The organism is Caballeronia sp. NK8 (genome assembly GCF_018408855.1).
GTDB lineage: Bacteria > Pseudomonadota > Gammaproteobacteria > Burkholderiales > Burkholderiaceae > Caballeronia.
In genome coordinates this window covers 2,911,971-2,935,316 of sequence record NZ_AP024322.1, presented here as the reverse complement: position 1 = coordinate 2,935,316, position 23,346 = coordinate 2,911,971, and the positions used below count along the sequence as shown (strand labels likewise).

Genomic DNA, 23,346 nt, shown 5'->3' with positions numbered 1-23,346 from the left:
GCGCGTGGCTCTTTTCATTCCGCGTCGGCCGGCTTCGGTTCCTTCAGCGGCATGCGTACGATGAAGCGCGCACCGCCTTCAGGCGCGTCTTCGTAATGCACGGTGCCGCCGTGCAGCACCATGATGTCGTGAACGATCGCGAGCCCGAGGCCCGCGCCGCCTTCCACGCTTTGCCCGTCGCCGCGGAAGAAGCGTTTGAAGAGATCCGGTTGCTGATCCGGCGGCACGCCAGGGCCGTTGTCCTCCACGACGACTTCGCCGAAGCGGCGGTCGTTCGCGTCGCGCCATTCCGTGACCGTCATGGTGATGCGCGCGCCCTCGGCGCGAAACGGCGGAATGTACTTGAGTGCGTTGTCGATCAGATTCGCGAGCACTTCGCGGCTGAGCACGATGTTGCCGCGCACGATCAGCGGATGCTCGTTGTCGGGATCGTCCAGACGCTGGAAGCCGAGGTCCACGCGCGCGGCGAGCGCCCGCGGCACCCATTCCGCGCCGGTTTCGAAGGCGAGCGCGGCGAGGTCGAAATCGGCGAAACGCGCGGCCTGTTCGCCCGGCTCGGCGCGCGCGAGTGAAAGCAACTGGTTCGACAGACGCACCGCACGATCCGCCGATGCGCGCAACTCCTTCACCGCTTCGATCGCCTTCGCCGGGTCGCGCGAGCTGAGCGCCTGCTCCGCGTGCAGCTTGACCGCGGTCAGCGGCGTGCGCAACTGATGCGCGGCATCGGCGATGAATTTGCGCTGTGCATCGAGCGCCGCTTGCAGGCGCACGAGCAGGCCGTTCATCGCGCTGGTGAGCGGGCGGATTTCGCTCGGCACGTAGGTTTCATCGACCGGTTCGAGCGAGATGTGGGTCTGCTGATTGAGCGTGTCCGCGAGATCGGTGAGCGGATTCAATTGCTGATTCACGACGCGCCAGACGATCACCCAGCCGGCGAGCAGCAGCAACAGCAGCGGCATCATGATCGCGATCAGGAATTCCACCGCGATGCGATATCGCGAGCCCACGCGCTGCGCCACCTCGACGACGATCGGATTGCCGGTCGGCTGCGGCACGCGCACTTGCGCCGCGCGCACGGACACGCCCTGAAAATGCGTCTCGAAGACGTACGCGTAGTGAATGCGCCGCACGCTGGTGCCGGTGAGCGGCAGGTCGGGCTCGCCGGCGATCTCCTCGTCGCCCGTGCTGATGCGGTAGATGAGCTGCTCGACAGGATCGGAGAACATCGCCTGCGCGAGCGGCGGCACGGTGACGGGGGCATCGACGCCCGCGAGCTGGATCTGCTTGGAGATGGCGGTGGCGAGATCCGCGAGCGAGCGGTCGACCACATGTTGCGTGTATTGCCAGGCGAGCCAGTACGCCATGAGACCGCTCATCAGCGCGAGCAGGGACAACGGCGCGGCAAGGCGGCGCAGCAGCGTGCGCCGCAGGCTCGGCGGCACCGGCGTCTCGGCGGCTTTCGAGCGCGCCAGATCGAGCCAGTCTTCGCGGGCGAAACGCTGATCGCCCGCGCGGCGGGTGGGAAATCGCAAGGCGGTCTACGGCAGAAGCATTACGCCGCTTGCCGGATCTCCTGCAGCAGATAGCCGAAGCCGCGAACCGTCACGATCTCCACGCGCGTGTTTTCGAGCTTTTTGCGCACGCGATGCACATAGACTTCGATAGCCGTATCGCCGAGATCGCCGCCGAAGTGCGTCAGGTGATCCTGCAGCTGCGCCTTGCTGACGACGCGGCCATGACGCAGCAAGAGCATTTCGAGCACCGCGAATTCGCGCGGCGAGAGTTCGAGCGGACGTTCGTCGTTGAAGATCCGGCGATCAACACCCGACAGGCGCAAGCCGCCCAGCGACACCTCGGGGCGCGGCACGTCGCCGTGCGGGCCGCTGCGGCGCATCACGGCGCGGATGCGCGCTTCGAGTTCCTGCGGCTCGAACGGCTTGAGCATGTAGTCGTCGGCGCCGCTGTTCAGGCCCTGCACGCGGTCGTGCAGTTCGTCGCGCGCGGTGAGGATGATCACCGGCGTGTGACGGTTGCTCTGGCGGAAACGCGAGAGCAGCGTCATGCCGTCGATGCCGGGCAAGCCGAGATCGAGAATGACGAGTTCATGGCGGTTCTGCGCGAGCGCCTGCTCGGCGAAGATGCCGTCGTGCACCATGTCGACCGTGAAGCCGGATTGTTCGAGGCTGCTTTGAATGCCGCGCGCGATGGGGCGGTCGTCTTCGATCAGAAGGATTCGCATGGAGTCGCTCAAGTACAATGGGTTGAGCTCGGGCGGGCGGGGCGGTCGGTGACTTGCACGACGAGGCGGCGCGGGCTCGAGCCGGTTAAAACTCACATCTCATGCGGCGTTGCGCGACCGTATCCCGGAAGCCGCGTGCGGCCGTACACCTTTGTATTTCTGCCCGGACATGGCTGTCATCCCGATCCACGAACTCGAAGCCGCGATCAACTACTGGCGCGGCCGCTCCCCGTCGAGCGGCGACGAACTCAGCCTCTGCAAGGAGGCGAGCGCGCTGTCCAGGCCCTATGCGCTGCTGATTGTACAGCGTCAGTCCAGCACGACGCCCGAGCAACTCGACGACGAGGCGCGCGCCGCGTGGGAAGCTTACGCGTGCTTCAAGAATGGCATTCGAAACTGAAAGGTATTTGACGTTCAAGCTTTCTGTTTAATGCCTGAATGCTTGCATTTGCGTCGATTCGTCGAAAATCCGCGCTTATTCGCCTTTCAGCTATGTCATGGTTGGTAACACGCGTGTTACCTTGTTTGCCGCCGTAATGACTTCGTAAAGTGTGCGCGAAACGGCCCTTTTGCGCAAAGGGTTTGTGAGCGATAGCGCGTCAATGCGATAAAGTCGCATTCACCACGGTTTCTGCGCGCATCCGCCTCATGCTCGAACTCGATCATTTCGACCTCGCCCTGCTCGACGTCCTTCAGCGTTTCGGGCGCGCCACGCATCAGCAACTGGGCGAGCAAGTGCCGCTTTCGCCGTCGCAGATCGGGCGGCGTCTGCAGCGGCTGGAAGCGACGGGGGTCATCGAAGGGTATCGGGTGGTGTTGCGGCCTGAGAAGCTCGGTCTCGGCGTGACCGCATTCACGAGCCTGAAATTGAAGCATCACGGCGATTCGGTCATCGAGCAGTTTCAGCAGCAGATCGAGATGCTGCCCGAAGTGCTCGAATGTCACGCGACCGTCGGCGATGCGGACTACCTGTTGCGCATCGTCGCGCCCGATCTGAACGCGCTCTCAGGCTTCGTCATGAAAAAGCTGATGCGTGTGCCGGGCGTCGACAGCGTGCGCTCGAACATCGTGCTGACGACGTTCAAGCGCAACGGCCCTTTGCCGCTCACTCATCTGGCCGAGGATGACCCAGGACTGAGCAAATCCACGTAAGCGAGCGGCACGAGGTCCGTCTGCGCGACGCCGAGACGCGCGAACATCGCGTGCGCTTCCTGTTCGCCGCCGGCTTCGTCGTCGTCCTGGCCGAGCACCACTTCCAGCTCGATGAAATCGCCGAGGCCGTCCACCCGATCCAGATGAATGCGCGTGCGCCCGACGAGATACACGTGCCGCTCCTTCGAGACGATGCCGCGCGTGGTCAGCGCCTGCGCGAGCAGCGCGTGCATCGCTTCCGGATTCGTGACCGGGCTGCGCGAGTAGTACGAGACTTTCGGGCCGTCGCGGTCGTCGCGCTGATAGAAGATCAGCTCGGACGGCGTGCCGTCGTCGAACTGGCGCAGCTTGAGGCGGCCGGTGGGCACGTCGTAGAAGAAGTCCTGTTGGCGGAAAACCAGCGGTGCGTCGGGGGCGAGCGCGGCCGCGCGCTCGCGGAGTTGCTCGAATCGATGCGCGCGCGCCTTGATTTCGATGTTGCGTGCCATGAAGGCTCCTCGAACACAATGGGATGGATGAGCGAGGGCTCAGCCTAGCAAATAATCGATGAAACCCGCTTGAATGCACCTGCGCGCCGACCCGGTATTTCCACCGAGATGTCTTGTCAAACCGCCCATTGTGCGTCGATCAGCCGCAGCGCCGCCGCGATCGCGGGTTCCTCGCGGCGCTCCGCGAGCGTGACGAAGGACAACTGCGTCGGCACGGTGACGCCTTCGACGATCGTCAGCGCGTGCGCATGCGCCTGCGCCAGCGCGATCGAATCGCGCGCGAGCGAGAGACCGACGCCCGATTTCACGAGATCGAGCATCGACGGCTCCTGATCCACCTCCGCGACGATCACCGGCATCGCGCCGGCCTCGCGAAAAATGCGCGACAGGAGCCGGTTGTGCGCGGATTCGGGCGGCGTCCAGATCCACGGCAGCTTGGCGAGCGCCGCCCAGCTCCGTTTGCCCTTGTTGACGCGGTTGTGCCAGCCCGCCGGCGCCAGCACGCGATACAGAAACGGGGTGAGCCTGATAACGTGAAAGCGTTCACCGTCGCGCGTGCCGTCGATGGCCGGATCGCCGATGTAATAGCCCACGTCCAGCTCGCGCGCCCGCACGCGCTCCAGCATCCAGCCCGACATGCCGTGCCGCAGGGAGGTCTCGATGCGCGGATGCGTCTCCACCAGTTGCCGCAGAAAGCCGCCGAGGCGCAGAAACTCGGGATCGAGAATCGTGCCGATGCGCAGCGTGCCGCTCACTTCATGACGCAGCGCGGCCGCCGCGCGCTGCACGTCGGCGGCGGCGGCGAGCGCGCGTTCGGCGTGCGGCAGCAGCGCTTCGCCATCGCGCGTCAGCAGAAGACCGTGCGACGTGCGCGAGAACAGCACGACGCCCAGCATCTCCTGCAGGTTCTTGATCTGCAGGCTGACGGCTGGCTGCGTGAGATGCAGTTGCGCGGCGGCACGCGTCAGATTGCCTTCGCGTGCGACGGCGATAAATGCGCGCAATAAGGTGTAGTCCATCGGCTGATATTAAAGCTTCTTATATCTCAATTGAACATATCTCATTGGATTCGGGGGCGCATCCGGCAGTACGCTCGGGTTGAGTCGCAATAGACGGCAATAGACGGCGCACCAGGAGACATCGATGAAACAGAACGCGCGCAAGCTGGAAGGTGAATTCGACTACATCATCGTCGGCGCGGGCACGGCGGGATGCGTGCTTGCGAATCGGCTCACCGAAGATCCGGACGTGAACGTGCTGCTGCTCGAAGCCGGCGGCAAGGACGACTATCACTGGATCCACATTCCGGTCGGCTATCTGTATTGCATCGGCAATCCGCGCACGGACTGGCTCTACAAGACGCAGGCCGAAGCGGGTCTGAACGGCCGCACGCTGGCGTATCCGCGCGGACGCGTGCTCGGCGGATGCTCGTCGATCAACGGCATGATCTACATGCGCGGCCAGCGCGAAGACTACGACGAGTGGGCGCACGTCAGCGGCGATCCGAACTGGTCGTGGGATTCGGTGCTGCCCGTGTTCATGCGCAGCGAGGATCATCACGGCGGCGGCAATTCATGGCATGGCGCGGGCGGCGAATGGCGCGTCGAGAAGCAGCGCCTCAAGTGGAAGATTCTCGAAACCTTTGCGCAAGCCGCGCAACAAAGCGGCATTCCCGCGACGGACGATTTCAATCGCGGCGACAACACGGGTGTCGGTTATTTCGAAGTGAACCAGCGCGGCGGGATTCGCTGGAACGCGGCGAAAGCCTTCCTGCGCGAAGCGATGAAGCGTCCCAATCTCACCACGATCACCGGTGCGCATACACAGCGTCTCGTGTTCGAAGGCACGCGCTGTGTCGGCGTCGAGTATCGCGGCGGCGATGTCGATTACATCGCGCGTGCGCATCGCGAAGTCATCCTCAGCGCGGGCGCGGTGAATTCGCCGCAGATTCTCGAACTGTCGGGTATCGGCAATGGCGAGCGTCTGCAACGGCTCGGCATCGATGTCGTGAAGAGCCTGCGCGGCGTCGGCGAAAATCTGCAGGACCACTTGCAATTGCGCATGGCGTACAAGGTCAACGGTGTGCGTACGCTCAACACGTTGTCGGCGCACTGGTGGGGCAAGCTGTTCATCGGCATGCAATACGCTTTGATGCGAAGCGGCCCGATGTCGATGGCGCCGTCGCAGCTCGGCGCGTTCGCGAAGTCGAATCCCGATGACGCATCGATCAAGCGGGCCGATGTCGAATATCACGTCCAGCCTTTGTCGCTTGAACGCTTCGGCGAGCCGCTGCATGCGTTCAACGCCTTCACGGCATCGGTGTGCAATCTGCGGCCGACATCGCGCGGCAGCGTGCATATCGAATCGCCGGATGCACATGCAGCGCCGTTGATCGCACCGAACTATCTGTCGACGGAGCGCGACCGCGAAGTCGCCGCGAATTCGTTGCGGCTCACGCGGCGCATCGTCGGCGCGCCCGCGCTGGCGCAATACGCGCCCGAAGAGATTCTTCCGGGCATCCAGTATCAGACGCAGGAAGAACTCGCCGAAGCCGCGGGCAAGGTCGGCACGACGATCTTCCATCCGGTCGGCACGTGCCGCATGGGCACGGACAACGATCCGGGCGCGGTCGTCGACAGCCGCTTGCGCGTGATCGGCGTGCGCGGGCTGCGCGTGGTCGACGCATCGGTGATGCCTACGATCACGTCGGGCAACACGAACTCGCCGACGCTCATGATCGCAGAGCGCGCAAGCGCCATGATTCGCGAGGACCGGCGCGGCATCGAGGCGCAGGAAGTGATTGCAACGGCGCTTGCGTGACAGGTCGATGAAAACCGTGCTTCACATGTCGGGATGACATGTGCATGGCGCGCGCATGACGTGCACGGTGCAATGCTTACCCGCGCAGGGAATAAGCATTCGTCATGCCCTTATTGCGTGCATGGCTGAAGGCTCCAAGCATTTCGTTAGTTAGTGCAAATCCCAATGATTGCGCTGCATCATTGGCGCGACAATGGCCCCGGAATTAGTGATGCTCGGCATGCCACGTGCACACTTTGTGCGGCCGCAACAGCGGTGCGCGAAGCGAAGCAGTACCGGAATGGGGACAACGTTCGGTGCGCGCGGAAAGAAATAATAAGGCGCAGGCGAACACGGTTTGCCCAGCGTCTCACTTCGCATGGAAGGGGACATGATTCTCGGCGACACCATTCTCGAAACGCGAGGGCTCACCAAGGAATTCAAAGGCTTCACGGCCGTGAATGGCGTGAACCTGCGCGTGCGCCGCGGATCGATCCACGCGCTGATCGGACCGAACGGCGCAGGCAAGACCACCTGCTTCAATCTGCTCACCAAGTTCCTCGAACCCACTGCGGGCCAGATCGTTTTCAACGGCACGGACATCACGCGCGAACGGCCTGCGCATATCGCGCGGCGCGGCATCATCCGCTCGTTTCAGATTTCCGCCGTGTTTCCGCATCTGACGGTCTTGCAGAACGTGCGGATCGGCCTGCAGCGGCAATTGGGCACGTCGTTCCATTTCTGGCGCAGCGAACGTTCGCTCGATGCGCTCAACGATCGCGCGATGGACCTGCTCACGCAAGTCGGCCTCACCGATTTCGCCGATACGAAGACTGTCGAGCTTTCGTATGGCCGCAAGCGCGCGCTGGAAATCGCGACCACCCTGTCGATGGAGCCCGAGCTCATGCTCCTCGACGAACCCACGCAAGGCATGGGCCACGAGGACGTCGATCGCGTGACGGCGCTGATCAAGAAAGTGTCGGCGGGCCGCACCATCCTGATGGTCGAGCACAACATGAACGTGATCGCGGGCATCTCCGACACCATCACCGTACTTCAGCGCGGCGAAGTGCTGGCCGAAGGCAGCTATGCGGAAGTGTCGAAGAATCCGCTCGTGATGGAAGCCTACATGGGCAGCGCCGATGCGGCGCTCACCGGAGCGCATGCATGAGTACGACCGTGGAGGAGCGCCGCTCGCGCGAGGCGAACGGCGCGGCGGGCAATGTGCCCGCGCTGGAAATTTCGGGTATGCAGGCGTGGTACGGGGAATCGCACATCCTGCACGGCGTGGACCTCAAGGTGAATCGCGGCGAAGTGGTGACGCTGCTCGGCCGCAACGGCGCGGGCCGCACGACGACGCTGCGCGCCATCATGGGATTGACGGGACGGAGGACGGGCTCGATTCGCGTCGCGGGAAACGAAACCATCGGGCTTGCGACGCACCGGATCGCGCATTACGGGGTCGGCTATTGTCCGGAGGAGCGCGGCATTTTTTCGAGCCTGTCGTGCGAGGAGAACCTGCTTCTGCCGCCGCTCATCGGCCCCGCCAAGGACGCGATGTCGCTCGACGAGATCTACTCGATGTTCCCGAACCTGAAGGAGCGCCGCGCCAGCCAGGGCACGCGTCTTTCGGGCGGCGAGCAGCAGATGCTGGCTGTCGCGCGCATTCTGCGCACGGGCGCGAATCTGCTTCTGCTCGATGAAATCTCGGAAGGTCTCGCGCCGGTCATCGTGCAGACACTCGCGCGCATGATTCTCATGCTGAAGTCGCGCGGTTACACCATCGTCATGGTCGAACAGAATTTTCGTTTCGCGGCGCCGCTCGCGGACCGCTTTTACGTGATGGAGCACGGAAACATCGTCGAGCATTTCGGCGCGGGGGAACTCGAAGCGAAGATGCCAGTGCTGCACGAATTGCTCGGGGTGTAGTTCTCTTCAGCGCAGCACATCGCAGGACATCAGCAGGGCAACACCAGTAACACGCATCGAATCAAAACTCATGGAGACTGGAATGAAAAAGAAGACCCTCGCGCGCCTCTCTACTCTGTGCTTTGCGGCTGCGGCGGCGAGTGTGGCGGTGATGAGCACGAGCGCCAGCGCCGCCGACGGCAATAGCGTGAAGATCGGTTTCGTCACCGATCTGTCGGGCCTGTATGCCGATATCGACGGCCCCGGCGGCCTCGAAGCCATTCGCATGGCGATCGCAGATTTCGGCGGCAAGGTCAACGGCAAGCCGATCGAACTCGTCTACGCGGATCACCAGAACAAGGCCGACATCGCCGCATCGCGCGCACGCGAATGGATCGACCGCGATGGCGTAAACGTGATCATCGGCGGCACGAACTCGGCGACGGCGCTGTCCACCGCGCAAGTCGCGGCGGAAAAGAAGACCCCGTATATCAACATCGGCGCGGGCGCGGACAACCTGACCAACGAGCAATGCTCGCCGTACACGGTCCACTACGCGTACGACACGATGGCGCTCGCGAAGGGCACCGGTTCCGCGGTGACCAAGCAGGGCGGCAAGACGTGGTACTTCCTGACCGCCGACTATGCGTTCGGCAAGGCGCTGGAAAAGAACACATCGGATGTCGTGAAGGCCAACGGCGGCCAGGTGCTGGGCGAGGTGCGCCATCCGCTGTCCGCGTCGGACTTCTCGTCGTTCCTGTTGCAGGCGCAGGGATCGAAGGCACAGGTGCTCGGCCTCGCGAACGCGGGCGGCGACACGATCAACTCGATCAAGGCCGCGAAGGAATTCGGCATCACCAAGTCGATGAAGATCGCCGCGCTGCTCATCTTCATCAACGATATCCACAGCCTCGGACTGGAGACGACGCAAGGCCTCGTCGCGACGGACAGCTGGTACTGGAACAAGGATGAAACCACGCGCAAGTGGGCACAGCGTTACTTCGGCAAGATGAAGAAGATGCCGTCGAGCCTGCAGGCAGCGGACTACTCCGCCGTGACGACGTACCTGAAGGCCGTGCAGGCAGCCGGCACGACCGACAGCGACAAGGTGATGGCGCAGCTTCGCAAGACCAAGATCGACGACTTCTACGCGAAGGGCACGATCCGCGAAGACGGCGCGATGATCCACGACATGTACCTGATGGAAGTGAAGAAGCCGTCGGAATCGAAGGAGCCGTGGGACTACTACAAGATCACCGCGACGATTCCTGGCGATCAGGCGTTCGGCACGAAGGCGGAGTCGCGCTGCAAGCTCTGGAAGTAAGCGTTCGGTAGTGCTTTAGCGCGTTCGCGCGGCGGGCGGCCGAAAGGGCCGCTTCGCCGTCGCACCCGCGTCAACACGTTTCTGACGGCAGGTTCAATGGAAATATTCGGCATTCCACTCGCCGCAATGATGAGCCAGCTGCTGCTTGGGCTGGTGAACGGCTCGTTCTACGCGATCCTGAGCCTCGGGCTCGCGGTGATCTTCGGCCTGCTCAACGTCATCAACTTCGCGCACGGCGCGCTCTTCATGCTGGGCGCGATGCTCGCGTGGATGGGCTACTCGTATCTCAACATTCCATACTGGGCGATGCTCGTGCTCGCGCCGCTCATCGTCGGGCTGTTCGGCGTGCTCGTCGAGCGCTCGATGCTGCGCTGGCTCTACAAGCTCGACCATCTCTACGGGCTCTTGCTCACCTTCGGCCTCACGCTCGTGGTCGAAGGCGTGTTCCGCTCCATCTACGGTTCGTCGGGCCAGCCCTATGACGTGCCGTCGCTGCTGTCGGGCGCGACCAATCTCGGCTTCATGTTCCTGCCGAACTATCGCGCGTGGGTGGTCGTCGCATCGCTCGCGGTGTGTTTCGCGACGTGGTTCGTGATCGAGAAGACGCGTATCGGCGCGTATCTGCGCGCGGGCACGGAGAACCCGAAGCTCGTCGAGGCGTTCGGCATCAACGTGCCGATGATGATCACGCTCACCTACGGCTTCGGCGTCGCGCTCGCGGCGTTCGCGGGCGTGCTGGCCGCGCCGGTCATTCAGGTCTCGCCGCTGATGGGCCAGTCGATGATCATCACCGTGTTCGCGGTCGTCGTGATCGGCGGCATGGGTTCGATCATGGGTTCGATTCTCACCGGCCTGCTGCTCGGCGTGATCGAGGGCTTCACGCGCGTGTTCTATCCGGAAGCGTCCGCGACGGTCGTCTTCGTCATCATGGCGATCGTGTTGATGATTCGCCCGGCAGGACTCTTCGGCAAGGAAAAATGATGCAGAGAAAAGCGCTCTACGCCCTGTTGCTGATCGGCTTGGCCCTGGCGCCGTTCGTCGGCGTGTATCCGTTGTTCATGGCGAAGGTGCTGTGTTTCGCGCTGTTCGCGGCGGCGTTCAACTTGCTGATCGGCTATACGGGGCTGCTGTCGTTCGGGCACGCGATGTTCCTCGCGACGGCGGGTTATGTCACGGGCTACGCCATCCAGTCGCTCAACTTCACGCCGGAACTCGGCGTGATCGCGGGCACGGCGGCGGCGACGCTGCTCGGGCTCGTCGCCGGCCTGCTGGCGATCCGGCGTCAGGGCATCTACTTCGCGATGGTCACGCTCGCCCTCGCGCAAATGGTGTACTTCGTCTTTCTGCAGGCGCCGTTCACGCACGGCGAGGACGGTCTGCAAGGTGTGCCGCGCGGCAAGCTCTTCAACGTCGTGGATCTCGGCAACGACATCACGCTCTATTACGTCGTGCTCGTCGTGATGCTGTTCGCGTTCGCGCTGATCGTGCGGATCGTACATTCGCCGTTCGGGCAAGTGCTGATCGCGATCAAGGAAAACGAGCCGCGCGCGATTTCGCTCGGCTACGACACCTCGCGCTACAAGCTGCTCGCGTTCGTGCTGTCGGCGGGGCTGGCCGGTTTCGCCGGTTCGCTCAAGACGGTCGTGCTCGGCTTCGAAACGCTCGGCGACGCCTACTGGACCATGTCCGGCCTCGTCGTGCTGATGACGCTCGTCGGCGGCATGAGCACGATGTTCGGGCCGCTGCTCGGCGCGGCGATCATCGTCGCGCTGGAGGACCGGCTCGGGGATATCGGCAGCGGCATCGCGCGCATCACGGGCGTGGCGTGGTTCAACTCGCTCGGCGAATCGGTGACGATCGTGACAGGTGTCATCTTCATCGCGTGCGTGCTGGCGTTCCGCCGCGGGATCGTCGGGGAGATCGTCGCGCGGGTTCGGCCGCTGCAAGGATGAAGGTATTTGGTTCGCGATCCGAACCAATAGTGCAATTGCGAGAAGCACGCTGTATTGCAAGAAATACGCCCCGATGAGGTGCTTTTGTGCACCACTAGGGTAAATGCTAGGTTGTCGTGCAGTGTTGCGTTCTTTAACATGCGTCCTAGTTCTGTTGCACCCAGATTTTTGAGGTGGAGAACGAGGAGACATGAGGCACAAAGTGCCCGACCGAAAAGCGCTGTTGGATGAGTCCAACAGCGCTTTTTTATTTGCCCGTCGATAATACGAATAATCCCGCCGGGTGATTTTAAGCGGGGGTTTTCCCGAGGTTTTCCGCCTTGCGCTGCCGCGTTGCAAATGCGCTGAAAAAACGATGCCAAAGCGCAGCGGAAACCCTTCAAATCGCTTGCTGCACGGCGCTTTCGTCCGCTAAACTGCATTTCCCGACCCGCTGGTCGGCGATTCGAAGCGGGCGCTAAATTCGGGCATATCGGCAGGCGGTTCTTCACGCAAAACACGATTTACGGGGCGCAAATCAATGAAGTTGGCTTTACGCGGCAAGACGGTCGCAATGACCGTCGCGGCAATGTCCATCAGTTTCTCGGCGGTATTCAGCAATCAGGTTTTGGCGGACGTGAAAATCGGCGTGACGGTCTCGGCGACCGGTCCGGCGGCTTCGCTCGGCATTCCGGAAAAGAACACGGTCGCGCTCCTGCCGAAGGAAGTCGCAGGGCAGAAGGTGGAATACATCGTCCTCGACGACGCCACCGATTCCACCCAGGCGGTGAAGAACGCGCGCAAGCTGACGAGCGAGGATCACGTCGATGCGCTCGTCGGTTCCACGGTCGTGCCCAATTCGCTCGCGATGACCGACATCGCCGCTGAAACGCACACGCCGATGATTTCGATGGCCGCGGCCGCGAGCATCGTCGAGCCGATGGATGCGAAAAAGGCGTGGGTCTTCAAGACGCCGCAGAACGACATCCTGATGGCCACCGCGATCGCGCAGCACATGTCGAATCACGGCGTGAAGACGGTGGCGTTCATCGGCTTTTCCGATGCCTACGGCGAAAGCTGGTTCAAGGAGTTTTCCAAGGCGGCCGATCTCGCGAAGCTGAAGGTCGTCGCGAACGAGCGCTTCGCGCGCAACGATGCGTCGGTGACGGGGCAAGTGCTCAAGATGATGTCGCAGAACGCGGACGCGGTGCTGATCGCGGGCGCGGGCACGCCGGCCGCGCTGCCGCAGAAGACGCTCAAGGAGCGCGGCTACAAGGGCAAGATCTATCAGACGCACGGCGTCGCCAATAACGATTTCCTGCGCGTATGCGGCAAGGATTGTGAAGGCACGTTCCTGCCGGCGGGCCCGCTGCTCGTCGCGGAGCAGTTGCCCGACAGCAATCCCGTCAAGCAGGCCGCGCTCACATACAAGAAGGCCTATGAAGGCGCGTATGGCGCGGGTTCGGTGTCGACGTTCGGCGGCCACGCGTGGGACGCAGGCCTCATTCTGCAGCGCGCGATTCCCGTCGCGCTGAAGAAGGGCCAGCCCGGCACGCCGGCGTTCCGCGAAGCGTTGCGCGCGGCCATCGAAGAGACGAAGAACCTGCCTGCTTCACACGGCATCTTCAACATGAGCCCCAACGATCACTCCGGACTGGACCAGCGCGCACGCGTGATGGTGGAGATCGTCGGCGGCAAGTGGAAGCTCTCGGGCAACTGACGAGAATCGCATATGGACTGATCCGGAGAAAAAGGCGCGTTAGCTACACAACGCGCCTTTTTTTCTGCGCTGGGCAGTGAAAAGCCGCGGCGAAAGAAGAGGGCGCAAAGCCTCGCATGCAGCGGCGCAACGGTCAGGGAAAACTCGCCTTGGCACGCAGTAACGCGGTAAATAGATTGGGGCGGCTCTTTGGTTAGCCCAGAAAGCGGCATCGATAACAACTCGCAGCAAGCACCGCCAGTGTGCGCGTTTGGAGACGAACAATGAAAACGAAGAAGGCATGGATCAAGACGGGCATTGCGCTCGCCATCGCGGGCAGCGTGCTCGCAGGCGCGGGCGCGGCGTTCGCCCAGGTGAAAATCGGCGTGACGCTCTCGGCGACGGGCCCGGCTGCATCGCTCGGGATTCCCGAGAAAAACACCGTCGCGTTGTTGCCGAAGGAGATCGGCGGGAAGTCGGTCGAATGGATCGTGCTCGATGACGGTTCCGACACGAGCCGCGCCGTGCAGAACACGCGCAAGCTGATTGATGAAGATCACGTCGATGCGATCGTCGGTTCCACGGTAACGCCGAATTCGCTCGCGATGATCGACCCGGCCGCCACCGGCAAGACGCCGATGATCTCGATGGCCGCGTCGGCCGCAATCATCTCGCCGATGGACGCGAAGAAGGCATGGGTATTCAAGACGCCGCAGAACGACGCCTTGATGGCCGATGCGATCGCGAGCTACATGGAGAAGCACGGCGTGACGACGGTGGGCTTCATCGGCTTCGCGGATGCCTACGGCGACGGCTGGTACAACGTGTTCAACACGGCAGCGGCGGCGCACAAGCTGAAGATCGTCACGAACGAACGCTTCAACCGCACCGACACCTCCGTGACCGGCCAGGTGCTGAAGACGATGGGCGCGAACCCCGACGCGGTGCTGATCGCGGGCGCGGGCACGCCGTCCGCGCTGCCGGCGAAGGCGCTGAAGGAGCGCGGCTACAAGGGCAAGGTCTATCAGACGCATGGCGTCGCCAATAACGACTTCCTGCGCGTGTGCGGCAAGGATTGCGAAGGCGAGATCCTGCCCGCCGGGCCGGTGCTCGTGACCGAGCAATTGCCGGACAGCAATCCGGTGAAGAAGTCGTCGGCGGCCTACAAGGACGCGTATGAGAAGGCGTACGGCGCGGGCTCGCTGTCGACCTTCGGCGGTCACGCGTGGGACGCGGGCCAGATGCTTCAGCGCGCGATTCCCGAGGCGTTGAAGAAAGGTCAGCCGGGCACGCCGGAATTCCGCGAAGCGCTGCGCGCGGCGCTGGAAAACCTGAAGGACCTGCCGGTGTCGCACGGCATCATGAACACCACGCCGACCGATCACAACGGCTTCGACAACCGCGCGCGTGTGATGGTGCAGATCGTCGACGGCAAGTGGAAGTTGCTGAACGACTGAGCTCGACCGGGCGCGCTTCATGGCGCGTTCGTGTTTCTTAATTTCAGGATGAACGGGCGGCGCACCGGCAACGGCGCGCCGCTTTGAACATGTTCCGGCGGCGGTTCTTTTAACCGCCTGTTTCGGAAGCAGCTCCGAAGAGGAAGTATGGACTTATCGATTGCGGCGATCCTCGCGCAGGACGGGATCACCACGGGTGCGATCTACGCGTTGCTCGCGCTTGCTCTGGTGCTCGTTTTCTCCGTGACACGCGTCATTTTCATTCCGCAGGGGGAGTTCGTCGCGTATGGCGCGCTCACGCTGGCGGCGCTGCAGACGCAGAAGCTGCCCGCCACCTGCTATTTGCTCATCGCGATGGGCATTGGCTGCTTCGTCGCCGAAGTCGCCGGGATCGTCAGGCATCCTGCGCGATATCACCAGATCGGCCGTTTGCTCGCCGTACTTGCGGGCAAGTATGTGCTGTTTCCCGTGGCGGTCTGGGGCATCACGCAGGCCGCCTTTGCGCAGCCGTTGCCGATGATCGCGCAGATCGCGCTGACGCTCCTGATCGTCGTGCCGATGGGACCGTTCGTCTACCGGCTCGCGTATGAACCGATCGCGGAGGCGAGCACGCTGTTGCTGCTGATCGTCGCGGTGGCGGTGCACTTCGCGATGGTGGGGCTCGGCCTCGTCATGTTCGGCGCGGAAGGCTCGCGCACGACCGCGTTCTCCGACGCCACGTTCAATCTCGGCAGCGTGTCGGTCTCCGGGCAGAGCCTGTGGGTCGTCGGGACGGCCGTGGTGCTGATCGTCGCGCTGTACTTCTATTTCGACCGCACGATTTCCGGCAAGGCGCTGCGCGCGACTTCGGTGAACCGGCTTGGCGCTCGGCTGGTGGGCATCGGCACGACGCAGGCAGGGCGCCTCGCGTTCACGCTCGCGGCGGGCCTCGGCGCGCTGTGCGGCGTGCTCGTCGCGCCGATTACCACGATCTACTACGACTCGGGCTTCCTGATCGGTCTGAAGGGCTTCGTGGGCGCCATCGTGGGCGGTCTGGTGAGCTATCCGCTCGCGGCGGCGGGTTCGCTGCTCGTGGGGCTGCTCGAATCGTATTCGTCGTTCTGGGCGAGCGCGTACAAGGAGGTGATCGTCTTCACTTTGATTATTCCGGTCCTGCTGTGGCGAAGCCTGGCGAGCCCGCATTCGGATGAAGACGAGGAGTAAGCCGATGAAATTCCGTTCTTTTTGGATCTTTTTGTTGATCGTCTTCGCGCTGCCGGTCCTGCCGGGGCCGGTCGCCGTGCCCGAGTACTGGATCACGCTGCTGAACTACATCGGGCTGTATTCGATCGTCGCGATCGGGCTGGTGCTGCTGACGGGCATCGGCGGGATGACGAGCTTCGGACAGGCCGCGTTCGTCGGCGTGGGCGCGTATGCGACGGCCTTCCTGACGACGCGCTATGGCGTGTCGCCGTGGCTGGCGTTGATCGCGGGCGTGGTGCTGACGGCGTTCATCGCGCTGCTGCTCGGCCTTATCACGATGCGCCTCTCCGGGCATTTTCTGCCGCTCGGAACGATTGCGTGGGGGCTGTCGTTGTTCTATCTGTTCGGCAATATGGAACTGCTCGGCAAGTACGACGGCATCAACGGCATTCCCGTGCTGAATCTGTTCGGACGGCAACTGGAGTCGGGCCGCAGCATCTACTACCTGATCTGGGTCGTCGTGCTGCTCGCGGTGATCTCTGTTCAGAATTTGCTTAATAGCCGGCCCGGCCGTGCGATTCGCGCGCTGCGCGGCGGTGGCACCATGGCCGAAGCGATGGGCGTCAACACCGCCTGGATGCGCGTGGTGATCTTCATCTACGCGGCGGTTCTGGCGGCCGTATCGGGCTTCCTGTACGCCCACTTGCAGCGCGCCGTGAACCCGACGCCGTTCGGGTTGAATCACGGCATCGAGTTCCTGTTCATGGCGGTGGTCGGTGGCGTCTCGCATGTCTGGGGTGCGATTCTCGGCGCGACGATCCTCACCGTTCTGCAGGACTACCTTCAGACGCTGCTGCCCAAGCTGCTCGGGGCGAACGGCAATTTTGAGATCATCGTCTTTGGCGTTGTGATGGTGTTGTTGCTGCAATACGCGCGGCAGGGTGTCTGGCCTTTCGTCGCACGGGTGTTTCCACGCGGACCGCGCGCTCACGTACCCGATCACGGCGATGCATTGCCGCAGCGCAGCAAACCGGCGGCGGGAGAGCGATTGCTCGTGGTCGAGAAGGCGCGCAAGCAGTTCGGCGGGCTGGTCGCGGTCAACGATGTCAGCTTCGAAGTGAAGGCGGGCGAAATCATCGGTTTGATCGGACCGAATGGCGCAGGCAAATCCACGACCTTCAATCTCGTCACCGGCGTGCTTCAGGCGACCAGCGGCGCGATCAGTTTCCACGGCGAACGGATCGAGAAACTCACTTCACGTGAAATCGTCAAGCGCGGCATCGGACGGACGTTCCAGCACGTCAAGATGCTGCCAGGGATGACCGTTCTGGAGAACGTCGCGATCGGCGCGCACTTGCGTGGCAATACAGGTGTGTGGCGCAGCGTCGTGCGCTTGAATGCGGCAGAGGAGGCGCGACTGATGGCCGAGGCCGCGAAGCAGATCGCGCGAGTCGGGTTGGAGAAACATATTTACAGTGAAGCGGGCAGTCTCGCGCTCGGTCAGCAGCGGATCCTCGAAATCGCGCGGGCGCTCTGCTGCGATCCGACGCTGCTGCTGCTGGACGAACCAGCTGCAGGTTTGCGTTATCAGGAGAAACTGCAACTCGCCGAGTTGCTGCGAAAACTGCGCGCCGAAGGCATGAGCATTCTTCTGGTCGAACACGACATGGACTTCGTGATGAATCTGACGGATCGACTCGTGGTAATGGAGTTCGGCACGAAGATAGCGGAAGGTCTGCCGAAGGACGTGCAGAAAGATCCGGCGGTGCTCGAAGCGTACCTGGGCGGGGTGGAATGATGGCAAAGGAATCGAACGCAGTGGAAAACGCGATCCTGCAGGTGGATGGCTTGTCCGTGCGCTACGGCAAGGTAGAAGCGTTGCACGGCGGCAAGCTCACGGTCGGACCGGGGCAGATCGTCTCCGTGATCGGGCCGAATGGTGCCGGCAAATCGACGCTTCTCAACGCGATCATGGGCGCGTTGCCGCAAACGGGTCATTCGAAAGGCAGCGTGCGCTACCTCGGCGAAGAGGTGTCGGTCTTGCCGATCGAGCGCCGTGTCGCTCGTGGCATGTGCCTCGTGCCCGAAAAACGCGAATTGTTCGCCACGATGGCTGTGGAAGACAATCTCGTGCTCGGTGCATATCGGCGCAAGCGGGCTGGAGAGCGTAACTATCTTGACCAACTCGAGCACGTCTTCGAGCTGTTCCCTCGTTTGAAGGAACGGCGGAAACAGGCGGCAGGAACACTGTCGGGCGGGGAGCGCCAGATGCTTGCCGTCGGGCGCGCTTTGATGGGAAAGCCTCAGCTGCTTATGTTGGACGAGCCGAGCCTTGGTCTCGCGCCGCTGATCGTTAAGGAGATCTTCCATATCATCAGCGCGCTGCGTCAAACGGGTGTCGCGACCCTGTTGATCGAGCAAAACGCGCGGGCCGCGCTGCAGATTTCTGACTATGGTTACGTGCTCGAGACCGGTGAATTCGCTCTTGAAGGAAAGGCCGACGTTCTTCAACACGATCCGCAAGTCATCGAAACTTACCTTGGTCTAACGAAAAAAGTCGCCTAAACGCGACACACGTAGTGCCCGGAGATGGCGTGTTTCACGTGAAACACGCCATTTTTTTCGCCTGTGGACGGTCGATCGAATCGAGGCAGGAAGGAAGCCGTTATAATTCAAAGCTATTCCTTCTTCAGGTTCGTGTCGTTCGTACACGAGATCTCCGATGCTTTATCCCACAGAATTTGATGTGATCGTCGTTGGCGGCGGTCACGCAGGCACTGAGGCCGCGCTCGCTTCGGCGCGCATGGGCTGCAAAACGCTACTTTTGACCCACAACATCGAGACGTTGGGCCAAATGAGCTGCAATCCGTCGATCGGTGGGATTGGCAAAGGCCATCTCGTCAAGGAAGTCGACGCGCTCGGCGGCGCCATGGCTGCCGCGACGGACGAATCGGGCATCCAGTTTCGCATCCTCAACTCGTCGAAAGGGCCGGCGGTGCGGGCGACGCGCGCCCAGGCTGATCGTCTCCTCTACAAGCAGGCGATCCGTCATCGGCTCGAAAATCAGGCGAATTTGTGGCTCTTTCAGCAGGCCGTCGACGATCTCATGGTCGAGGGCGATCGCGTGGTCGGCGCAGTGACGCAGGTTGGCCTGCGTTTCCGCTCCCGAGCCGTGGTGCTGACGGCCGGCACCTTCCTCGATGGGAAGATTCACGTCGGGTTGAACAATTATGTCGGTGGACGCGCGGGCGATCCGGCAGCGGTTTCCTTGTCGGCACGCTTGAAGGAGTTGAAGCTCCCGCAAGGCCGGCTCAAGACCGGCACGCCGCCGCGTATCGACGGTCGTACGATCGATTTTTCGAAACTCGAAGAGCAGCCTGGTGACCTCGATCCGATTCCGGTGTTTTCGTTTCTCGGACGAGTGGAGCAGCATCCGCAGCAGATGCCGTGCTGGGTCACACATACGAACTCGCAAACGCACGACATAATCCGCTCCGGTCTGGACCGCTCGCCGATGTATACGGGCGTCATCGAAGGCGTCGGACCGCGCTATTGCCCGTCGATCGAGGACAAGATTCATCGTTTTGCTTCGAAAGACGCGCACCAGATCTTCCTGGAACCGGAAGGGCTGACGACGAACGAGTTCTATCCGAATGGTATTTCGACCAGCCTGCCGTTCGATGTCCAGCTCAATCTCGTCCGGTCGATGCGCGGACTGGAACACGCGCACATCCTGCGTCCTGGCTATGCGATCGAATACGATTATTTCGATCCACGCGCGCTGAAGGCTTCGCTGGAAACCAAGGCCATCGGGGGCTTGTTCTTCGCCGGACAGATCAATGGCACGACAGGGTACGAAGAAGCTGCCGCGCAGGGCTTGCTCGCGGGCATCAATGCCGGACTGCAAGTGCAGGGGAAAGAGGCGTGGTCTCCGCGTCGCGATCAGGCTTATCTGGGCGTTCTCGTCGACGATCTCGTCACGCGTGGCGTCTCGGAGCCGTATCGGATGTTCACCAGCCGCGCCGAATATCGTCTCTCGCTGCGTGAGGACAACGCGGACATGCGTCTTACCGAAATTGGGCGCGAGCTGGGTGTTGTCGGCGACATCCGCTGGGATGCATTCAGCCGCAAACGCGACGCTGTTTCACGTGAAACACAGCGGCTTCGTTCGACGTGGGTTAATCCGAAGACATTGTCAGCGGAGGAGGCCACCGCCTTGTTGGGCAAGCCGATCGATCACGAATATAGCCTGGCGGATCTTCTGCGCCGCCCGGGCGTTTCCTATGACGGTGTCTGCGCGCTCCGCGATGGCACATGTGGTCCCGAAGCGGCGCTTGCCGAAGACCCGGTGCTCGCCGCCCAGATCAAGGAACAGATCGAAATCGGCGTGAAGTATCAGGGCTATATCGATCGCCAAGCCGACGAAATCGTCCGCAACGGCGCGCAGGAGAATACGCGCTTGCCCGAAGGCCTCGACTATAACGATGTCCGTGGCTTGTCCTTCGAAGCGCGTCAAAAGCTGTTGCAGCACCGCCCAGAGACGATCGGGCAGGCGTCGCGCATCTCCGGCATCACTCCGGCTGCAATATCGCTGTTGATGGTTCATCTGAAGCGCGGCGCTGGCCGTCGTGGCCGCAATTCGGCCAGCGACGATTCCGCATCCGCTAACCCGACGGCGGTTCAATGACGGAAGGCAATCTAACCTTGGCGACGACGCTCGATAAGGGCGTCGCCGCACTCGGCCTTGCGCTGTCGTCATCGCAAAAACAGACACTGCTCGATTACGTCGCGCTGCTCGGAAAGTGGAATGCCGTGTATAACTTGACGGCGATCCGCGATCCGCAGCAGATGATGATCCAGCACATCCTGGACTCGCTTGCCATCGTGCCGGCTGTGTCGGCGCGTAAACCTGCGGCAGTGCTTGACGTTGGTTCGGGTGGCGGTTTGCCTGGTATCGTGCTGGCGATCGCCTTGCCGGAATTGCGTGTCACGTTGAACGACATCGTTCACAAGAAAACGGCATTTCAGTCGCAAGTGAAGGTGCAGTTAGGTCTGAGCAATCTGTCGGTTGTGACGGGGCGCGTCGAAAGTTTACGTCCGGGTATCGAAGTGCCGGAAAAATTTGACGTAATCGTGTCGCGCGCATTCGCAGAGCTCTCCGATTTCGTTACACTTTCGCGTCATCTGGTAGCCGATGATGGGCGGATTCTGGCAATGAAGGGTGTGAGGCCCGATGCCGAAGCCACGCGTCTCCCGGCAGGCGCCACGGTGCTCGGTATCGAGCGCCTGATCGTTCCGATGCTCGATGCGGAGCGGCATCTGGTCGAGATTGCCGTCGAGCCAGAATAACGGTCCGCCGTGCGGTTCCATTCGGCATTCCAGCCACGCTGATCTTCTGACAGCGAAGAAACGAGGACTCTAAACGATGGCAAAAATCTTCTGCGTCGCAAATCAGAAGGGCGGCGTTGGAAAGACCACGACAGCGGTCAATCTCGCGGCAAGCCTCGCAGGACTCGATCAGCGCGTGCTGCTGATCGACCTCGATCCGCAGGGCAACGCGACAATGGGCAGCGGCATCGACAAGGCAGCGTGCGAGAACACCGTATATGAAGTGCTGGTCGATGGCGTCACGCTTCGTGAGGCGCGTGTGCGTCCACCCGCCGTCAATTACGACGTGCTGCCGGCCAATCGCGAACTGGCGGGCGCCGAAGTCGAACTCGTGGATATGGAGAATCGCGAACGTATTCTGCGTGTCGCGATTGCCGAAGTAGTCGATGACTATGACTTTGTGCTGATCGATTGCCCTCCGGCGCTTTCCTTGCTGACGCTGAATGCGCTGTGCGCAGCCCACGGCGTCGTGATTCCGATGCAGTGCGAGTACTTCGCGCTGGAAGGGCTGTCCGATCTTGTCAATACCATCAAGCAGGTCCACGCGAATCTGAATCGCGATCTGAAGGTCATCGGCCTTCTGCGCGTAATGTTCGATCCTCGAATTACGTTGCAGCAGCAAGTGTCGGATCAATTGAAGGAACACTTTGGCAGCAAATTGTTCGACGTCGTGATCCCGCGAAATGTGCGCCTCGCCGAAGCGCCGAGCTACGGGCTACCGGGCGTCGTGTTCGACAAGTCTTCGCGCGGCGCGCAGGCGTATATCCAGTTCGGCACGGAAATGATCGAGCGCGTGCGCGCGCTCGACGTCGTCAACTAAGCAAACCCACTCGATGCGGCAGAGAACGCCGACGGAGGAACCGAAATGAGCGCTGTGATGAAGAAGAAGGGGTTGGGCCGTGGCCTGGATGCATTGCTCGGCGGCAGCGTCGACATCACGGAAGCCGTGCGCGGCGAAGGCATGCCCACGGTGCTGCCGCTCGACAAGCTGCAGGCCGGCAAGTATCAGCCGCGTACCCGGATGGACGAGGGCGCGCTGCAGGAGCTCGCCGCGAGCATTCGCGCGCAAGGGCTGATGCAACCCATTCTCGTGCGCTCGGTCGGCGACGATCACTACGAAATCATCGCGGGCGAGCGACGTTTTCGCGCCGCGCGCATGGCCGGTCTCGATGAAGTTCCGGTTCTGGTAAAAAACGTGCCAGATCAGGCGGCCGCTGCGATGGCCCTGATCGAGAACATTCAGCGCGAGGACCTGAACCCGCTGGAAGAGGCGCAGGGCATCCAGCGTCTGCTCGACGAATTCCGCTTCACGCACGAACAGGCCGCCGAGTCGGTCGGTCGGTCGCGCAGCGCGGTGTCGAATCTGCTGCGCCTGTTGAACCTCGCGACGCCCGTGCAGACGATGCTGCTCGCCGGCGACCTCGACATGGGTCACGCGCGCGCGCTGCTCGCAGTCGACGCCGCCACGCAGATCCAGCTCGCCAATCATGTCGTGAACCGCCGTCTGTCGGTGCGTGAAACCGAACGCCTCGTCGCCGCGACGACCAAAGAAGCGCCTGCGACAAAAGCGCGCGCCGCGAACGATGGCGGACGTGATACGCGCCGTCTGGAAGAAGAGCTGTCCGATCTGCTGTCCGCGAATGTGAAGATCAAGCTGGGTGGAAGAGGGCGTGGCAAGGTCACGATCGACTTCGGCAATCTCGACTCGCTCGAAGGCATCCTGACGAAGCTGCGCGGCAGCATCGAAACCACCACGCCCACAGCCTGATTTCGCGCGCC

The 23,346-nt window shown here is 62.3% G+C and carries 22 protein-coding genes; 17 read left to right on the top strand and 5 right to left on the bottom strand.

All coding sequences use genetic code 11. The features are described from left to right. Positions 1 to 14: 14 nt before the first annotated feature. Positions 15 to 1,472, bottom strand: a complete 1,458-nt coding sequence (locus tag NK8_RS14030; protein WP_213228659.1) for a sensor histidine kinase — start codon at positions 1,470 to 1,472, stop codon at positions 15 to 17. 80 nt (positions 1,473 to 1,552) lie between these two features. Next, positions 1,553 to 2,239, bottom strand: a complete 687-nt coding sequence (locus NK8_RS14025) for a response regulator transcription factor (RefSeq protein ID WP_014192702.1) — start codon at positions 2,237 to 2,239, stop codon at positions 1,553 to 1,555. 169 nt (positions 2,240 to 2,408) lie between these two features. Here NK8_RS14025 and NK8_RS14020 point away from each other — a divergent pair, with 169 nt between their 5' ends. Both NK8_RS14020 and NK8_RS14015 read left to right on the top strand, forming a co-directional pair. After that, the gene (locus NK8_RS14020) at positions 2,409 to 2,639 is read left to right on the top strand and encodes a DUF3717 domain-containing protein (RefSeq protein WP_061174093.1); all 231 of its coding nucleotides are present in this window, start codon (positions 2,409 to 2,411) and stop codon (positions 2,637 to 2,639) included. Between the two features lie 248 nt (positions 2,640 to 2,887). Then, a complete protein-coding gene (locus NK8_RS14015; RefSeq protein WP_213226687.1) occupies positions 2,888 to 3,391 on the top strand; it encodes an Lrp/AsnC family transcriptional regulator in 504 nt (167 codons plus the stop codon). On the opposite strand, the gene NK8_RS14010 is transcribed toward NK8_RS14015, so the two are convergent. Both NK8_RS14010 and NK8_RS14005 read right to left on the bottom strand, forming a co-directional pair. Beyond that, on the bottom strand, positions 3,349 to 3,879 hold the full coding sequence (locus NK8_RS14010; protein WP_162066645.1) for a class IV adenylate cyclase: 531 nt from the start codon (positions 3,877 to 3,879) through the stop codon (positions 3,349 to 3,351). The two genes, NK8_RS14015 and NK8_RS14010, sit on opposite strands and share 43 nt — an antisense overlap. Positions 3,880 to 3,995: 116 nt before the next feature. Further along, positions 3,996 to 4,898 (bottom strand): LysR family transcriptional regulator, encoded by a 903-nt coding sequence (locus tag NK8_RS14005; RefSeq protein ID WP_213226686.1) that lies wholly within the window; start codon positions 4,896 to 4,898, stop codon positions 3,996 to 3,998. A gap of 124 nt (positions 4,899 to 5,022) precedes the next feature. On the opposite strand from NK8_RS14005, the gene NK8_RS14000 reads away from it, so the two are divergent. From NK8_RS14000 to NK8_RS13975, 6 genes are all read left to right on the top strand, one after another. Then, a complete protein-coding gene (locus NK8_RS14000; protein WP_213226685.1) occupies positions 5,023 to 6,699 on the top strand; it encodes a GMC family oxidoreductase in 1,677 nt (558 codons plus the stop codon). 370 nt (positions 6,700 to 7,069) lie between these two features. Continuing rightward, positions 7,070 to 7,849, top strand: coding sequence for an ABC transporter ATP-binding protein (locus NK8_RS13995; RefSeq protein WP_008352429.1), 780 nt, complete (start codon positions 7,070 to 7,072; stop codon positions 7,847 to 7,849). After that, the gene (locus tag NK8_RS13990; RefSeq protein ID WP_162066642.1) at positions 7,846 to 8,607 is read left to right on the top strand and encodes an ABC transporter ATP-binding protein; all 762 of its coding nucleotides are present in this window, start codon (positions 7,846 to 7,848) and stop codon (positions 8,605 to 8,607) included. The genes NK8_RS13995 and NK8_RS13990 overlap by 4 nt, the downstream gene beginning before the upstream one ends. 82 nt (positions 8,608 to 8,689) lie before the next feature. Next, the gene (locus NK8_RS13985; RefSeq protein WP_162066641.1) at positions 8,690 to 9,910 is read left to right on the top strand and encodes an ABC transporter substrate-binding protein; all 1,221 of its coding nucleotides are present in this window, start codon (positions 8,690 to 8,692) and stop codon (positions 9,908 to 9,910) included. Positions 9,911 to 10,006: 96 nt separating this feature from the next. Then, the gene (locus NK8_RS13980) at positions 10,007 to 10,891 is read left to right on the top strand and encodes a branched-chain amino acid ABC transporter permease (RefSeq protein WP_213226684.1); all 885 of its coding nucleotides are present in this window, start codon (positions 10,007 to 10,009) and stop codon (positions 10,889 to 10,891) included. After that, entirely contained in the window at positions 10,891 to 11,862 is a 972-nt protein-coding gene (locus tag NK8_RS13975) for a branched-chain amino acid ABC transporter permease (RefSeq protein WP_162066881.1), read from the top strand. Before NK8_RS13980 ends, NK8_RS13975 begins: the two co-directional genes overlap by 1 nt. A 411-nt stretch (positions 11,863 to 12,273) precedes the next feature. Here the strand turns inward: NK8_RS13975 and NK8_RS13970 are convergent, their stop codons facing one another. Next, positions 12,274 to 12,438, bottom strand: coding sequence for a hypothetical protein (locus NK8_RS13970; RefSeq protein WP_213228671.1), 165 nt, complete (start codon positions 12,436 to 12,438; stop codon positions 12,274 to 12,276). On the opposite strand from NK8_RS13970, the gene NK8_RS13965 reads away from it, so the two are divergent. The 9 genes from NK8_RS13965 (at position 12,383) to NK8_RS13925 (ending at position 23,335) form a co-directional block, all read left to right on the top strand. Further along, positions 12,383 to 13,561, top strand: a complete 1,179-nt coding sequence (locus tag NK8_RS13965) for an ABC transporter substrate-binding protein (protein WP_213226683.1) — start codon at positions 12,383 to 12,385, stop codon at positions 13,559 to 13,561. The two genes, NK8_RS13970 and NK8_RS13965, sit on opposite strands and share 56 nt — an antisense overlap. Before the next feature lie 263 nt (positions 13,562 to 13,824). Continuing rightward, positions 13,825 to 14,997 carry an ABC transporter substrate-binding protein gene (locus tag NK8_RS13960; protein ID WP_213226682.1) on the top strand — a complete coding sequence of 391 codons (1,173 nt, stop codon included), beginning with the start codon at positions 13,825 to 13,827 and terminating at the stop codon, positions 14,995 to 14,997. Positions 14,998 to 15,144: 147 nt separating this feature from the next. Next, positions 15,145 to 16,200 (top strand): branched-chain amino acid ABC transporter permease, encoded by a 1,056-nt coding sequence (locus tag NK8_RS13955; RefSeq protein ID WP_213226681.1) that lies wholly within the window; start codon positions 15,145 to 15,147, stop codon positions 16,198 to 16,200. Continuing rightward, positions 16,184 to 17,977 carry an ATP-binding cassette domain-containing protein gene (locus NK8_RS13950; protein WP_213226680.1) on the top strand — a complete coding sequence of 598 codons (1,794 nt, stop codon included), beginning with the start codon at positions 16,184 to 16,186 and terminating at the stop codon, positions 17,975 to 17,977. The genes NK8_RS13955 and NK8_RS13950 overlap by 17 nt, the downstream gene beginning before the upstream one ends. After that, a complete protein-coding gene (locus NK8_RS13945; protein ID WP_213228657.1) occupies positions 17,977 to 18,744 on the top strand; it encodes an ABC transporter ATP-binding protein in 768 nt (255 codons plus the stop codon). The genes NK8_RS13950 and NK8_RS13945 overlap by 1 nt, the downstream gene beginning before the upstream one ends. Positions 18,745 to 18,901: 157 nt before the next feature. After that, positions 18,902 to 20,866 carry a tRNA uridine-5-carboxymethylaminomethyl(34) synthesis enzyme MnmG gene (mnmG, locus tag NK8_RS13940; protein WP_213226679.1) on the top strand — a complete coding sequence of 655 codons (1,965 nt, stop codon included), beginning with the start codon at positions 18,902 to 18,904 and terminating at the stop codon, positions 20,864 to 20,866. Next, positions 20,863 to 21,528: a 16S rRNA (guanine(527)-N(7))-methyltransferase RsmG gene (rsmG, locus tag NK8_RS13935; RefSeq protein ID WP_213226678.1), complete on the top strand. Its 666-nt coding sequence runs from the start codon at positions 20,863 to 20,865 to the stop codon at positions 21,526 to 21,528. Before mnmG ends, rsmG begins: the two co-directional genes overlap by 4 nt. 76 nt (positions 21,529 to 21,604) lie before the next feature. Further along, positions 21,605 to 22,387, top strand: a complete 783-nt coding sequence (locus NK8_RS13930; protein WP_162066634.1) for a ParA family protein — start codon at positions 21,605 to 21,607, stop codon at positions 22,385 to 22,387. 45 nt (positions 22,388 to 22,432) lie between these two features. After that, positions 22,433 to 23,335, top strand: a complete 903-nt coding sequence (locus NK8_RS13925) for a ParB/RepB/Spo0J family partition protein (RefSeq protein WP_162066633.1) — start codon at positions 22,433 to 22,435, stop codon at positions 23,333 to 23,335. Positions 23,336 to 23,346 lie beyond the last annotated feature (11 nt).